The organism is Citrobacter sp. Cpo109 (assembly GCF_030332565.1).
Lineage (GTDB): Bacteria > Pseudomonadota > Gammaproteobacteria > Enterobacterales > Enterobacteriaceae > Citrobacter > Citrobacter portucalensis.
Map to the genome: position 1 here is coordinate 20,537 of NZ_JAOWHQ010000051.1, position 13,102 is coordinate 33,638.

Annotated in this window: 14 protein-coding genes; 11 read left to right on the top strand and 3 right to left on the bottom strand. The window is 53.5% G+C overall.

Annotated features, from left to right (window positions below; all coding sequences use genetic code 11):
* Positions 1 to 24: 24 nt before the first annotated feature.
* From lepA to acpS, 7 genes are all read left to right on the top strand, one after another.
* On the top strand, positions 25 to 1,824 hold the full coding sequence (gene lepA, locus OGY71_RS06705) for a translation elongation factor 4 (protein WP_003037577.1): 1,800 nt from the start codon (positions 25 to 27) through the stop codon (positions 1,822 to 1,824).
* Between the two features lie 15 nt (positions 1,825 to 1,839).
* Positions 1,840 to 2,814 (top strand): signal peptidase I, encoded by a 975-nt coding sequence (lepB, locus tag OGY71_RS06710; protein ID WP_003835329.1) that lies wholly within the window; start codon positions 1,840 to 1,842, stop codon positions 2,812 to 2,814.
* A gap of 269 nt (positions 2,815 to 3,083) precedes the next feature.
* The gene (gene rnc / locus OGY71_RS06715; protein WP_003037579.1) at positions 3,084 to 3,764 is read left to right on the top strand and encodes a ribonuclease III; all 681 of its coding nucleotides are present in this window, start codon (positions 3,084 to 3,086) and stop codon (positions 3,762 to 3,764) included.
* Positions 3,761 to 4,666 (top strand): GTPase Era, encoded by a 906-nt coding sequence (gene era / locus OGY71_RS06720; RefSeq protein ID WP_003037581.1) that lies wholly within the window; start codon positions 3,761 to 3,763, stop codon positions 4,664 to 4,666. The genes rnc and era overlap by 4 nt, the downstream gene beginning before the upstream one ends.
* A 27-nt stretch (positions 4,667 to 4,693) precedes the next feature.
* The gene (gene recO, locus OGY71_RS06725) at positions 4,694 to 5,404 is read left to right on the top strand and encodes a DNA repair protein RecO (protein WP_008785495.1); all 711 of its coding nucleotides are present in this window, start codon (positions 4,694 to 4,696) and stop codon (positions 5,402 to 5,404) included.
* 15 nt (positions 5,405 to 5,419) lie between these two features.
* Positions 5,420 to 6,151 carry a pyridoxine 5'-phosphate synthase gene (gene pdxJ / locus OGY71_RS06730; RefSeq protein WP_003835325.1) on the top strand — a complete coding sequence of 244 codons (732 nt, stop codon included), beginning with the start codon at positions 5,420 to 5,422 and terminating at the stop codon, positions 6,149 to 6,151.
* Complete coding sequence (gene acpS / locus OGY71_RS06735; protein ID WP_003037588.1) at positions 6,151 to 6,531, top strand: holo-ACP synthase; 381 nt, start codon at positions 6,151 to 6,153, stop codon at positions 6,529 to 6,531. The genes pdxJ and acpS overlap by 1 nt, the downstream gene beginning before the upstream one ends.
* Positions 6,532 to 6,637: 106 nt before the next feature.
* On the opposite strand, the gene OGY71_RS06740 is transcribed toward acpS, so the two are convergent.
* The gene (locus OGY71_RS06740) at positions 6,638 to 6,898 is read right to left on the bottom strand and encodes a YfhL family 4Fe-4S dicluster ferredoxin (protein WP_003037590.1); all 261 of its coding nucleotides are present in this window, start codon (positions 6,896 to 6,898) and stop codon (positions 6,638 to 6,640) included.
* Between the two features lie 55 nt (positions 6,899 to 6,953).
* Positions 6,954 to 7,802, bottom strand: coding sequence for a MurR/RpiR family transcriptional regulator (locus OGY71_RS06745; protein WP_003835318.1), 849 nt, complete (start codon positions 7,800 to 7,802; stop codon positions 6,954 to 6,956).
* 117 nt (positions 7,803 to 7,919) lie between these two features.
* On the opposite strand from OGY71_RS06745, the gene murQ reads away from it, so the two are divergent.
* The 4 genes from murQ to tadA are packed head-to-tail and all read left to right on the top strand — an operon-like array spanning position 7,920 to position 11,391.
* Positions 7,920 to 8,813, top strand: a complete 894-nt coding sequence (gene murQ / locus OGY71_RS06750; protein ID WP_003835317.1) for an N-acetylmuramic acid 6-phosphate etherase — start codon at positions 7,920 to 7,922, stop codon at positions 8,811 to 8,813.
* Positions 8,814 to 8,822: 9 nt separating this feature from the next.
* Entirely contained in the window at positions 8,823 to 10,187 is a 1,365-nt protein-coding gene (locus OGY71_RS06755; protein ID WP_125112747.1) for a PTS transporter subunit EIIC, read from the top strand.
* Positions 10,188 to 10,190: 3 nt separating this feature from the next.
* Entirely contained in the window at positions 10,191 to 10,826 is a 636-nt protein-coding gene (gene yfhb, locus OGY71_RS06760) for a phosphatidylglycerophosphatase C (protein ID WP_003835313.1), read from the top strand.
* A 28-nt stretch (positions 10,827 to 10,854) separates the two neighbouring features.
* Entirely contained in the window at positions 10,855 to 11,391 is a 537-nt protein-coding gene (tadA, locus tag OGY71_RS06765) for a tRNA adenosine(34) deaminase TadA (protein WP_071845284.1), read from the top strand.
* A 40-nt stretch (positions 11,392 to 11,431) separates the two neighbouring features.
* Here the strand turns inward: tadA and mltF are convergent, their stop codons facing one another.
* A complete protein-coding gene (gene mltF, locus OGY71_RS06770) occupies positions 11,432 to 12,982 on the bottom strand; it encodes a membrane-bound lytic murein transglycosylase MltF (RefSeq protein ID WP_149335065.1) in 1,551 nt (516 codons plus the stop codon).
* Between the last annotated feature and the right edge of the window lie 120 nt (positions 12,983 to 13,102).

Below are 13,102 nucleotides of genomic sequence, written 5' to 3' on the forward strand. Positions count from 1 at the left end.
CGTAAGGCACAATAATTACACTATATGAAGAACATACGTAACTTTTCAATCATAGCTCACATCGACCACGGTAAATCGACGCTGTCTGACCGTATTATCCAGATCTGCGGTGGCCTGTCTGACCGTGAAATGGAAGCGCAGGTTCTCGACTCGATGGATCTTGAGCGTGAGCGCGGTATTACTATCAAAGCGCAGAGCGTGACGCTCGATTTCAAAGCATCTGATGGTGAAACCTATCAGCTTAACTTTATCGACACCCCGGGCCACGTTGACTTCTCGTATGAAGTTTCCCGCTCGCTTGCTGCCTGTGAAGGCGCATTGCTGGTGGTTGATGCCGGACAGGGCGTTGAAGCGCAGACCCTGGCTAACTGCTATACCGCCATGGAAATGGATCTGGAAGTAGTACCGGTACTGAACAAAATTGATCTGCCAGCCGCCGATCCTGAACGCGTAGCGGAAGAGATCGAAGATATCGTCGGTATTGATGCGACGGATGCCGTTCGCTGCTCGGCGAAAACCGGCGTTGGCGTCACTGACGTTCTTGAACGTCTGGTACGCGACATTCCGCCGCCGGAAGGCGATCCGGAAGGCCCCTTACAGGCGCTGATTATCGACTCCTGGTTCGATAACTACCTTGGCGTGGTGTCACTGGTGCGTATTAAAAACGGCACCATGCGTAAAGGCGACAAAATTAAAGTGATGAGCACCGGTCAGGTCTATAACGCCGACCGTCTGGGTATCTTCACGCCAAAACAAGTTGACCGTACCGAGCTGAAATGCGGCGAGGTAGGTTGGTTGGTTTGTGCGATTAAAGACATCCTCGGCGCACCGGTTGGTGATACCCTGACGCAGGCGCGTAACCCGGCAGACAAACCGCTGCCAGGCTTTAAAAAAGTGAAGCCGCAGGTTTACGCCGGTCTGTTCCCGGTGAGCTCTGACGACTATGAAAACTTCCGTGACGCGCTTGGCAAGCTGAGCCTGAACGACGCCTCCCTGTTCTACGAGCCGGAAAGCTCTACCGCGCTAGGCTTCGGCTTCCGTTGTGGCTTCCTTGGTCTGCTGCACATGGAGATCATTCAGGAACGTCTGGAGCGTGAATACGATCTGGATCTGATCACCACCGCGCCGACCGTAGTCTACGAAGTTGAAACCACGGCGAAAGAGACTATCTACGTCGATAGTCCGTCCAAGCTGCCGCCGCTGAACAACATCTACGAACTGCGTGAGCCGATCGCTGAGTGTCACATGCTGCTGCCGCAGGCTTACCTTGGCAACGTCATCACCCTGTGTATCGAGAAGCGTGGCGTCCAGACCAACATGGTTTACCACGGTAACCAGGTGGCGCTGACGTATGAGATACCGATGGCGGAAGTCGTACTCGATTTCTTTGACCGTCTGAAGTCGACCTCTCGCGGCTACGCGTCGCTGGACTATAACTTCAAACGCTTCCAGGCGTCTGACATGGTGCGTGTTGATGTCCTTATCAACAACGAACGTGTCGATGCGCTGGCGCTGATTACCCACCGCGACAACTCCCAGAGCCGTGGCCGTGAACTGGTTGAGAAGATGAAAGATCTGATCCCTCGCCAGCAGTTTGATATCGCGATCCAGGCGGCCATTGGTACGCACATCATCGCGCGTTCAACGGTTAAGCAGCTGCGTAAAAACGTTCTGGCGAAATGCTACGGTGGCGATATCAGCCGTAAGAAAAAGCTGCTGCAAAAACAGAAAGAGGGTAAAAAGCGCATGAAGCAGATCGGTAACGTCGAACTGCCGCAGGAAGCGTTCCTCGCCATTCTGCATGTCGGTAAAGACAGCAAATAATCTTAAGGAGTTGGCATGGCGAACATGTTTGCCCTGATTCTGGTGATTGCCACACTGGTGACGGGCATTTTATGGTGCGTAGATAAATTCATCTTCGCGCCAAAGCGCCGGGAGCGTCAGGCAGCAGCGCAAGCTGCTGCAGGTGATTCACTGGATAAAGCTACGCTGAAAAAAGTGGCACCTAAGCCAGGCTGGCTGGAAACCGGGGCGTCCGTTTTCCCGGTACTGGCGATTGTGCTGGTGGTGCGTTCATTTATCTATGAACCATTCCAGATCCCGTCAGGTTCGATGATGCCGACGCTGCTTATCGGTGACTTTATCCTGGTGGAGAAATTCGCCTACGGGATTAAAGATCCGATTTACCAGAAAACGTTGATCGAAACCGGTCATCCGAAACGCGGTGATATTGTGGTGTTTAAATACCCGGAAGACCCGCGTCTGGACTACATTAAACGTGCTGTCGGTTTACCGGGAGACAAAGTAACGTACGATCCAGTGGCGAAAGAGGTGACTATTCAGCCAGGATGCCGTTCCGGTCAGGCGTGTGAAAACGCGTTGCCGGTAACGTACTCTGATGTTCAGCCAAGTGATTTTGTACAGACCTTTGCTCGTCGTAACGGCGGTGAAGCGACCAGCGGCTTCTTTGAAGTTCCGCTGAACGAAACGAAAGAGAACGGTATTCGCCTTTCTGAGCGTAAAGAAACGCTGGGTGAGGTTACGCACCGCATTCTGACCGTGCCGATTGCGCAGGATCAGGTGGGGATGTATTACCGTCAACCTGGTCAGCCGTTGGCAACCTGGATCGTTCCGCCGGGACACTACTTCATGATGGGTGATAACCGTGATAACAGCGCGGACAGCCGTTACTGGGGATTTGTACCGGAAGCGAATCTGGTTGGTAAAGCGACCGCTATCTGGATGAGTTTCGATAAGCAAGAAGGTGAATGGCCGACCGGTGTGCGTTTAAGCCGTATTGGTGGCATTCACTAATCACCGATAATTGTTCACGTTGTCGTCATTACGGCGGCAGCGTGAATTATTTCTCGGATAAATTCCCGCAGACTAACGACATCCCTTGTCGTTGTGTATAGAATATTCCCCCGAAGTTTTAGGTTGGCACCGACAGGTTGCCACGGCACACGAAACAGCGTTGGTTTGTATACAAAAGCATGCAGGCGAAGCCGGATGGCTCAGCGAAGTGCGTATATCAGGTCTGTTTCGTGTGCTGAATTGTTGACGCATTCATTTATTGGTATCGCATGAACCCCATCGTAATTAATCGGCTTCAACGGAAGCTGGGCTACACTTTTAATCATCAGGAGCTGTTGCAGCAGGCATTAACTCACCGGAGCGCCAGCAGCAAACATAACGAGCGTTTAGAATTTTTAGGCGACTCTATTTTGAGCTTTGTTATCGCTAATGCGCTGTATCACCGTTTCCCGCGTGTGGATGAAGGTGATATGAGTCGCATGCGCGCGACGCTGGTTCGCGGCAATACGCTGGCAGAATTAGCCCGTGAGTTTGACCTCGGTGAATGTTTACGTTTGGGGCCTGGTGAGCTGAAAAGCGGCGGCTTCCGTCGTGAATCAATCCTGGCGGATACCGTTGAAGCTTTGATCGGCGGCGTCTTCCTCGACAGCGATATTCAAACCGTTGAGCAATTGATCCTTAACTGGTATCAAACTCGTCTGGATGAAATTAGCCCAGGCGACAAACAAAAAGATCCGAAAACGCGCCTGCAGGAATATTTGCAGGGTCGCCACCTGCCTCTGCCGTCTTATTTGGTGGTGCAGGTCCGTGGTGAAGCGCACGATCAAGAATTTACTATCCACTGCCAGGTCAGCGGCCTGAGTGAACCGGTGGTTGGCACAGGTTCGAGCCGTCGTAAGGCTGAGCAGGCTGCCGCCGAACAGGCGTTGAAAAAACTGGAGCTGGAATGAGCGAAGAGAAAACCTACTGCGGATTTATTGCTATCGTCGGTCGCCCGAACGTCGGCAAATCCACCCTGTTGAATAATCTGCTTGGGCAGAAGATTTCTATTACCTCACGTAAGGCTCAGACAACACGTCACCGTATTGTTGGCATCCATACCGAAGGCGCGTATCAGGCGATTTATGTTGATACCCCGGGTCTGCATATGGAAGAAAAACGGGCTATTAACCGCCTGATGAACAAAGCGGCGAGCAGCTCGATCGGTGATGTTGAACTGGTTATTTTCGTTGTCGAAGGCACCCGCTGGACGCCGGACGACGAAATGGTGCTCAACAAGCTGCGTGATGGCAAAGCCCCGGTTATTCTGGCCGTCAACAAAGTCGACAACGTTCAGGAAAAAGCCGATCTGCTGCCGCACCTGCAGTTCCTGGCAAGCCAGATGAACTTCCTTGATATCGTACCGATTTCTGCCGAAACCGGCTTGAATGTCGATACCGTTGCGGGCATCGTGCGTAAGCATTTGCCGGAAGCTATTCATCACTTCCCGGAAGATTACATCACCGACCGTTCTCAGCGCTTTATGGCCTCTGAAATCATCCGTGAAAAGCTGATGCGTTTTCTGGGTGCTGAACTGCCGTACTCCGTTACCGTGGAGATTGAGCGTTTTATCTCTAACGAACGCGGCGGCTACGACATTAACGGCCTGATCCTCGTCGAACGTGAAGGGCAGAAGAAGATGGTTATTGGCAACAAAGGGGCCAAGATTAAAACCATCGGCATCGAAGCGCGTAAAGACATGCAGGAGATGTTCGAAGCGCCCGTTCACCTCGAACTGTGGGTGAAAGTGAAATCCGGCTGGGCCGATGACGAACGCGCGCTGCGTAGCCTCGGTTACGGCGACGACGTCTAAACACATCTTCTGAAACACGGCGAGTATATGGAAGGATGGCAACGCGCTTTTGTCCTGCATAGTCGCCCCTGGAGCGAAACCAGTCTCGTGCTGGATGTCTTCACGGAAGAGTCGGGTCGCGTGCGCCTGGTGGCTAAAGGCGCACGTTCCAAACGCTCCAATCTTAAAGGCGCACTCCAGCCTTTTACCCCGTTGTTGCTTCGCTTTGGTGGACGTGGCGAGGTCAAAACCTTGCGCAGCGCCGAAGCCGTTTCTCTGGCACTCCCCCTTAGCGGAATCACGCTGTACAGCGGCTTGTATATTAACGAGCTTATCTCGCGCGTACTCGAATACGAAACCCGCTTTTCTGCACTCTTTTTCGATTACCTGAACTGTATTCAGGCGCTGGCTGGCGCCACGGGTTCGCCAGAACCTGCGTTGCGTCGCTTTGAGCTGGCCTTACTTGGTCATCTGGGGTATGGCGTCGATTTTACCCACTGTGCAGGCAGCGGCGAGCCGGTAGACGACACCATGACCTATCGCTACCGGGAAGAAAAAGGGTTTATCGCCAGCGTAGTGATTGATAACGCCACCTTTACCGGACGCCATCTGAAAGCACTCGAATCGCGGGAATTTCCGGATGCTGATACGCTTCGCGCCGCGAAACGCTTTACCCGCATGGCGTTAAAGCCGTATCTTGGTGGTAAGCCCTTAAAGAGCCGCGAATTATTCCGGCAGTTTATGCCGAAGCGAAAATAAAAAACGAGGATTGTCATGGCCGAATTACTATTAGGCGTCAACATTGACCACATTGCCACTTTACGTAATGCACGCGGTACCGCATATCCGGACCCGGTTCAGGCAGCGTTTATCGTTGAACAGGCGGGCGCGGACGGTATTACCGTACACCTGCGTGAAGACCGTCGTCATATCACCGACCGTGACGTACGTATTTTGCGCCAGACGCTGGATACGCGCATGAATCTGGAAATGGCCGTCACCGAAGAGATGCTGTCGATTGCCGTTGAGACTAAGCCGCATTTTTGCTGCCTGGTGCCGGAAAAACGTCAGGAAGTTACCACTGAAGGTGGGCTGGACGTCGCCGGCCAGCGTGACAAGATGCGCGATGCCTGCAAACGTCTGGCGGACGCAGGCATTCTGGTTTCGCTGTTTATCGATGCCGATGAAGAGCAGATTAAGGCCGCTGCGGAAGTTGGCGCACCGTTTATTGAAATTCACACCGGCTGTTACGCCGATGCGAAAACCGACGCAGAACAGGCCAGCGAACTGGCGCGTATCGCCAAAGCGGCGACTTTTGCTGCAAGCCTTGGCCTGAAGGTGAATGCGGGTCACGGTCTGACGTATCACAACGTTAAAGCTATCGCGCGGATCCCGGAAATGCACGAGCTGAATATTGGCCATGCCATTATCGGACGTGCGGTGATGAGCGGCCTGAAAGAGGCCGTAGTCGAAATGAAGCGCCTGATGCTGGAAGCGCGTGGCTAATGGCGATTCTGGGATTAGGTACGGATATCGTGGAGATTGCCCGCATCGAAGCGGTGATCTCCCGTTCCGGCGACCGCCTGGCAAGACGTGTGCTCAGCGACAACGAATGGGCAATCTGGGAAACGCATCAGCAGCCGGTGCGTTTTCTGGCGAAGCGTTTTGCAGTCAAAGAGGCGGCAGCAAAAGCCTTTGGCACGGGTATTCGCAATGGGCTGGCGTTTAATCAGTTTGAAGTCTTTAATGATGAACTCGGTAAGCCGCGTCTGCGATTATGGGGAGAGGCGTTAAAACTGGCGGAAAAACTCGGCGTTGCGCACATGCATGTGACGCTGGCCGATGAGCGTCACTACGCCTGCGCCACGGTGATTATCGAAAGTTAGATTCAGGACGTTGCCGGATGGCGACGCGTAGCGTCTTATCCGGCCTACGGGTTATGCGTTTGTTGCAGGGGCAGGGTAGGAGCTTCATCGCCAGATGGCGACGCGGCTAAAGTTTATCGGCGTGGTGCATCAGCACAAACTTATCCCACAGCTGCTCTTCTGTTTCGACATGCGCCGGATCTTTCAAAATAGTATTGGGAATAGGGCACACCTTCTGGCAGGTTGGCGTGTCGTAATGGCCTACGCATTCCGTACACTTATCGCTGTTAATCTCGTAAATGCTATCACCCATCGAAATCGCCTCATTCGGGCATTCGGGCTCGCACATATCGCAATTGATACACTTTTTAGTGATTAACAGGGCCATCAGGAAACTCTCAAAACATCACAAATCGGGCGGGCATTATACGCGCATTCTTTGCTCAGACCAGTTTTTTTACCAGGGCCTCACTGTGGCGAATACGTTCCGGGGCATGCTCCAGATCCTGCTGCACCAGCGCCATAAACAGTAAATCAGTGAGCATCATTTGCGCATGGGTGGAGGAAATCGCTGCGCTGCGCGTGGCCTGCTCCTCGGCAATGGTGTACAGACAATGACTTGCCCGTTGCTGCAGGGCGTTCGGTGTGAATCCGGTGATGGCGAGGATTTTCGCGCCGGTGCGCAACGTTTCATCCGCAGCCAGGTTGAGCTCTCGACGCTCTCCGGTATACGAAATGGCCAGCAGTAGATCGTTAGGCGAAAGCGCCTGCACCGTCGCCAGTAGGGCGTGCATATCGCGTTCCACCACCGCGTTAAAACCAATCTTCAGCAGCTTCCAGGCAAAATTCTGTGCCACCAGACCCGATGCGCCAATCCCGGTCACGATAATGCGGCGGGCTGAACGCAGCATCGTGACGCTCTCCATCAGTTTCTCTTCGCTGTTGACGTCCAGCGTCGCATGCATCGCCGCCACGTTCTCTTTAATCAGTTTCTCGCCTACCATTCGCATCGGGTCGTCACCGCGAATCTGATTATGTACCGGAATGGAATGGGGATTGGGATTGCTGGCCAATGCTTCGCTAATCGCCAGTTTGAGTGCCGGGAATCCTTTAAAGCCCATCTTTTGCGCGAATTTCACCACGCTGGACTGGCTGACGCCCGCTTCAAAGGCCAGCTGTTGTGAACTGAGGTGACGCGCAGCATCCGGTTGAGCAAGAAGATAATCCGCAAGCTTTTTATCGCTTTGCGCGAGATCCGGATAACGCTGACGAATGCGAATTAAACAGTTCATGCTTTCTCCTGGCGAAAATGTGATGGCGATTACAAAACAAAATATCACTCGCCTTAGTGAATATAATATTCCATTATGACAGATTATTATGAATTAAAAATTCCTAAGGAACAAAAAATGAATCTCGGTGCGTTAGTTTCAGAAACCCGCAATCCTCAGACCATGGATCTGGATGCGCTCTCCACTCTGGAGTTGGTTCATCGTTTTAATCAACAGGATACGCTGGTAGCTGAAGCAGTAAAAGCAACTCTTCCTGAAGTTGCGCGCGCGGTTGATGCGGCAGCTGACGCGCTAAAAGCCGGTGGACGCATTATTTACATGGGAGCAGGTACCAGTGGGCGTCTTGGGGTGCTGGACGCGTCTGAATGCCCGCCAACCTTCGGCGTTCCGCACGGTCTGGTGGTTGGGCTGATTGCCGGGGGACCGGGTGCGCTGCTTAAGGCCGTAGAAGGCGCAGAAGATAACCCGCAGCTAGGTGAAGACGATCTGCGTACGCTTAATCTTACCGCACAGGATCTGGTGGTGGGGCTGGCTGCTTCTGGTCGTACGCCGTATGTCATTGGTGGGTTGAAATATGCGCGTTCGGTGGGCTGTACGACGGCGGCTATTTCATGCAATCCGGATTCCCCTATCGCGCATGAAGCGGACATTGCCATTTCTCCGGTGGTGGGGCCAGAGGCGCTGACCGGGTCAACACGACTGAAATCCGGCACCGCGCAAAAGCTGGTGCTCAATATGATCTCCACCGGCGCGATGGTGAAATTTGGCAAGGTGTACCAGAACCTGATGGTGGATATGCAGGCAACCAACGTCAAACTGGTCGATCGGGCGTGCCGTATGGTGGTTGAAGCCACCGGCATTGCGCGTGCTCAAGCTGAAACGCTGCTGAAGCAGACGGATTATGATGTTAAGCCGGCTATATTAATGGCGCTCACCGGCCTGGATGCTGCTGCCGCCCGCGAAAAACTTGCCGCTCACCAGGGTTTTTTACGCGCGGCGTTAGAACACTAAGAGGTGTATATGGATAAGACGGCGTTGCTGGCCAGCGACATCCTGCTGGGCGTTGGCGGAGAGAACAATATTCTGCGTCTGGAAAACTGTATGACCCGTGTCAGGGTGGAAGTTCAGGATGACGGGCAGATCGATATTCCCCGCCTCAGGCAACTGCCCGGCGTTAGCGGCTACGTGAAGCAGGGCGCACAGCACCAGATTATTGTCGGTCCCGGTAAAGCAGCCAAAGTGGTGGATGCCATGCGTTCCCTGATTGCCGATGGCGGCGAGCGAGCAGGTGCCAATGATATTGAGCGCACCAAGTCAGAGGCCAAAGCGAAGTACAAAGCGCCGATGAGCGATGCGCTGCGTAAGCTGGCGAACGTCTTTATCCCTCTTATTCCGGCGTTTATCGCCTCCGGTTTGATTACCGGCATTATTAACATCCTTAAGCGCCCGGATATCGTGGGGGATTTTGCGACCCACTATCCAAATATGCTGGGGTTGATGGGCATATTTGGCAGCGCCGTATTTGCCATTATGAATATTCTGGTCGGGGTGAATACCGCCAAAGTTTTCGGTGGTTCCCTGGCAATGGGCGGGGTGATGGCGGGGATCCTCTCCAGCCCTCAGCTGGCGCAAATTACCCTGTTTGGCGAAGCGTTGCAGCCGGGGCGCGGTGGGGTGATCGCGGTATTGCTGGTGGTTGCGCTGATGTGCTGGATCGAACGTAAATTCCGCGCGCTGTTGCCAGAATCACTGGAGCTTATCCTTAACCCGCTGCTGACCACCATCATTACCGGCGTAATCGCGATTGTGGCGCTGCAACCGCTTGGCGGATGGATTTCTGAATCTATCGCTCACGGCGCATCCTGGGCTATCGATCGCGGCGGTTTTCTGGTCGGTGCCGTGCTGGCGGGAACCTTCCTGCCGTTGGTACTTACCGGGCTTCATCAGGGATTGGTGCCCATCCATGTTGAACTGGTCCAGGCGCACGGTTATAACGCGCTCTTTCCGATCCTGGCGATGGCGGGCGTTGGGCAAATAGGTGCTGCGATTGCGGTTTTGATGAAAACCCGCAATGCGCGGCTAAAGAAAGTGATCAAAGGGGCGCTACCGGTCGGACTGCTGGGGATTGGCGAGCCGCTGATTTTTGGCGTAACGCTGCCGTTGGGTAAGCCGTTTATCGGTGCCTGTCTTGGCGGCGCGGTAGGTGGGGCGCTGATTAGCTACTGGAAGGTGGCGACGGTCATCACCTTTGGCATCTCCGGATTACCGCTGGCACTGACGATTGTTGCCGGAAAAGTGATGTTCTATCTGTTAGGCTATCTGGTAGCAGTTATCGCCGGGTTCTTGTTTACCTGGCTATTGGGATTCACTGATCCAGAGGAATAAGGTTTGACCAATCACCAGCGCCGCGTTGTCTTTTTTGATTTGGATGGCACGTTACACCAGCAGGATATGTTCGGTAGTTTTATTCGTTATCTGCTGCGTCGCCAGCCGCTGAACGCGTTGCTTGTGCTGCCTCTGTTACCGGTGATTGCGCTGGCGTTGCTGATAAAAGGACGTGCCGCCCGCTGGCCAATGAGCCTGCTGTTATGGGGATGCACTTTTGGCCGCAGCGAGGCGTGTCTGAAAGCGCATCAGGCCGACTTTGTGCGCTGGTTTCGCAGTAACGTGACGGCGTTTCCGCTCGTGCAGCAGCGGCTGACAACCTACCTGTTAAGCTCTGACGCTGATATCTGGCTTATTACCGGCTCTCCACAGTCACTGGTCGAGCAGGTTTACTTTGATACTCCATGGCTACCGCGAGTCAATCTGATTGCCAGCAAAATGGCGCGGGGATACGGCGGCTGGGTACTGACTCTGCGCTGTCTGGGCCATGAGAAAGTGACACAACTGGAACGCCACATTGGCGCGCCGCTACAGCTTTACAGTGGCTATAGTGACAGTAATCAGGACAATCCGCTGCTCTCTTTTTGCCAGCATCGCTGGCGCGTCACGCCGCGCGGAGAGCTTCAGCAACTCGAATAGCCAACGCACATGCAATTTGAAGTATGACGTGTATAATGCGCCCGCTTTGATTACTGGAGTTACCCCTTTGTCAGATGTTGAATTTAGCCACGAATACTGGATGCGTCATGCTTTAACGCTGGCTAAGCGCGCCTGGGATGAGCGTGAAGTCCCGGTGGGTGCGGTATTGGTACATAACAACCGAGTGATTGGCGAAGGCTGGAACCGCCCGATAGGTCATCATGATCCGACTGCTCATGCTGAGATTATGGCGCTGCGTCAGGGCGGCCTGGTGCTGCAAAACTACCGCCTGTTAGATGCCACGCTGTACGTCACTCTGGAACCGTGCGTGATGTGCGCTGGCGCGATGGTGCACAGCCGTATCGGTCGGGTCGTTTTTGGCGCGCGCGATGCGAAAACCGGGGCTGCAGGGTCATTAATGGATGTGCTGCATCACCCTGGAATGAATCATCGGGTTGAAGTGACCGAAGGGGTACTGCGGGATGAATGCGCCACGCTGCTCAGTGATTTCTTCCGCATGCGCCGGCAGGAAATTAAGGCCCTGAAAAAATCCGCTAATCAGTAACTCTCAGCCTGATGGTGCTGCGCTTATCAGGCGTACAAGACTACTTCTCCTCTTTTTTATGCGGTGAAAACAGCAGGGAAGGGGAGTGCGTCAGGTAGTTTGACGACGTCTGAGACAGAAACGCCGAAAGCGGGAATTCATCTTTACCTATTAGCTCTGCGGGCGTCACCGCCGGGTAATCCTGCGCCAGTTGCTGCGTTTCTAGCGCCTGTTTTTCTTTCTCTTGCAGATATCCCACCAGGCTAATCTGGTATTTACGGATGTTTTCCACATAGGCGTAGGCTTCATGGCCACGCGCATAACCATAGGTCAACTTATTGTAATACGGCTTTTGGCTAAGCAGCGGTAGTCGCTGTTTTACGTCGGACCAACTGTTCGGATTGCCTTTGGTTTTCACCGTCAGCGCCCGTGCGTCCAGCATGTGCGCATAACCCATATTGTAGGCTGCAAGCGCAAACCAGATGCGTTCTCCTTCGGGGACGGTATCCGGTACTTTGCTCATCATGTCCTGCAAATATCGCGCGCCGCCGCTGATGCTTTGTTCGGCATCGGTACGGTCGGTCAGCCCAAGACTCTGAGCGGTATTTTTGGTCAGCATCATCAGCCCGCGTACGCCGGTTGGAGAGGTGGCCTGCGCATCCCAGTGTGACTCCTGATATGAGATAGCGGCCAGCAGTCGCCAGTCTATCTCTTGCGCATATTTCTCAAACAGCGGCTTGAGGTCCGGCAACACGCTGTCTACGGCGCGCAAAAAGGAGCGGGTATCGACATAGTCAAAATCATCGCCATGCCCGAGATATTTCTCTTCCAGCCGTGCCAGAGAACCGTCTTCATTCATGGTGTTGAAGAAATCCAGTAGGGCGGCAGATAGCGTGTTGTCATCGTCCAGCCGACTAAACCAGGTCACCGGTTGTTCGTCAGAGACGTCGAGCGCTACGGCCAGCTCAGGATGCACGCGTTGATATAAGCTGATGGCGACAGAATCGGCAATGGTGTAATCCAGCTTTCCGGCGATTACATCATCAAGCAGTTCGGTGGTGCCCTTTTTGTCATCGACTTTCCAGCTCAGATCGGGAAATTTTTTCTCTTTTAGCTGCTGGAGGTCATTAACCACCACGTGCCCCGGGGCGATAGTCAGTTGGTTTTCGTTCACGGTGGCAAGCGTGCGCGGGCGGTATTGCCCAACCCGGTACACCAGCTGTTGTGAAACCGAATAATAGGTCGGGCCTGGCTGGTAATTTTTCACCCGCTCGCTGTTATAGACCAGACCTGCGGCTAACAGGTCGGCATTGCCGTTATCCAGGTCGTCAAAAAGCTGGCTGATGTTCTGGCGTACGGTAACTTTTAACTTCACGCCTAAGTAGTCGGCAAATTCCTGGGCCAGTTCATAATCCAGACCGAATTTTTTGCCGTTGAGGGTCGCGTAAGTTAATGGCGAATCAATGGTACTGACGCGCAGCTCTCCCCGCGACTGAATGGCGGCGATACGATTTTCGGCTTTACCGAACCAGGGGATAGATGGCCAAAGGGCCGCTGCCAACAACAGCGTCAATATGCCGATGAACAGATAATTAATCTTTAATTTTTTCAATTAGTTAATTCTCTGAACCGTACGTTGTCTCTGTCTGCTGTGGTGTTGATTAAGAAGTGAAGTCGTCATTAATGAACGGCATTTTGCTTAAACTTGCGTCAGTTGGCAACTTATTCAGAA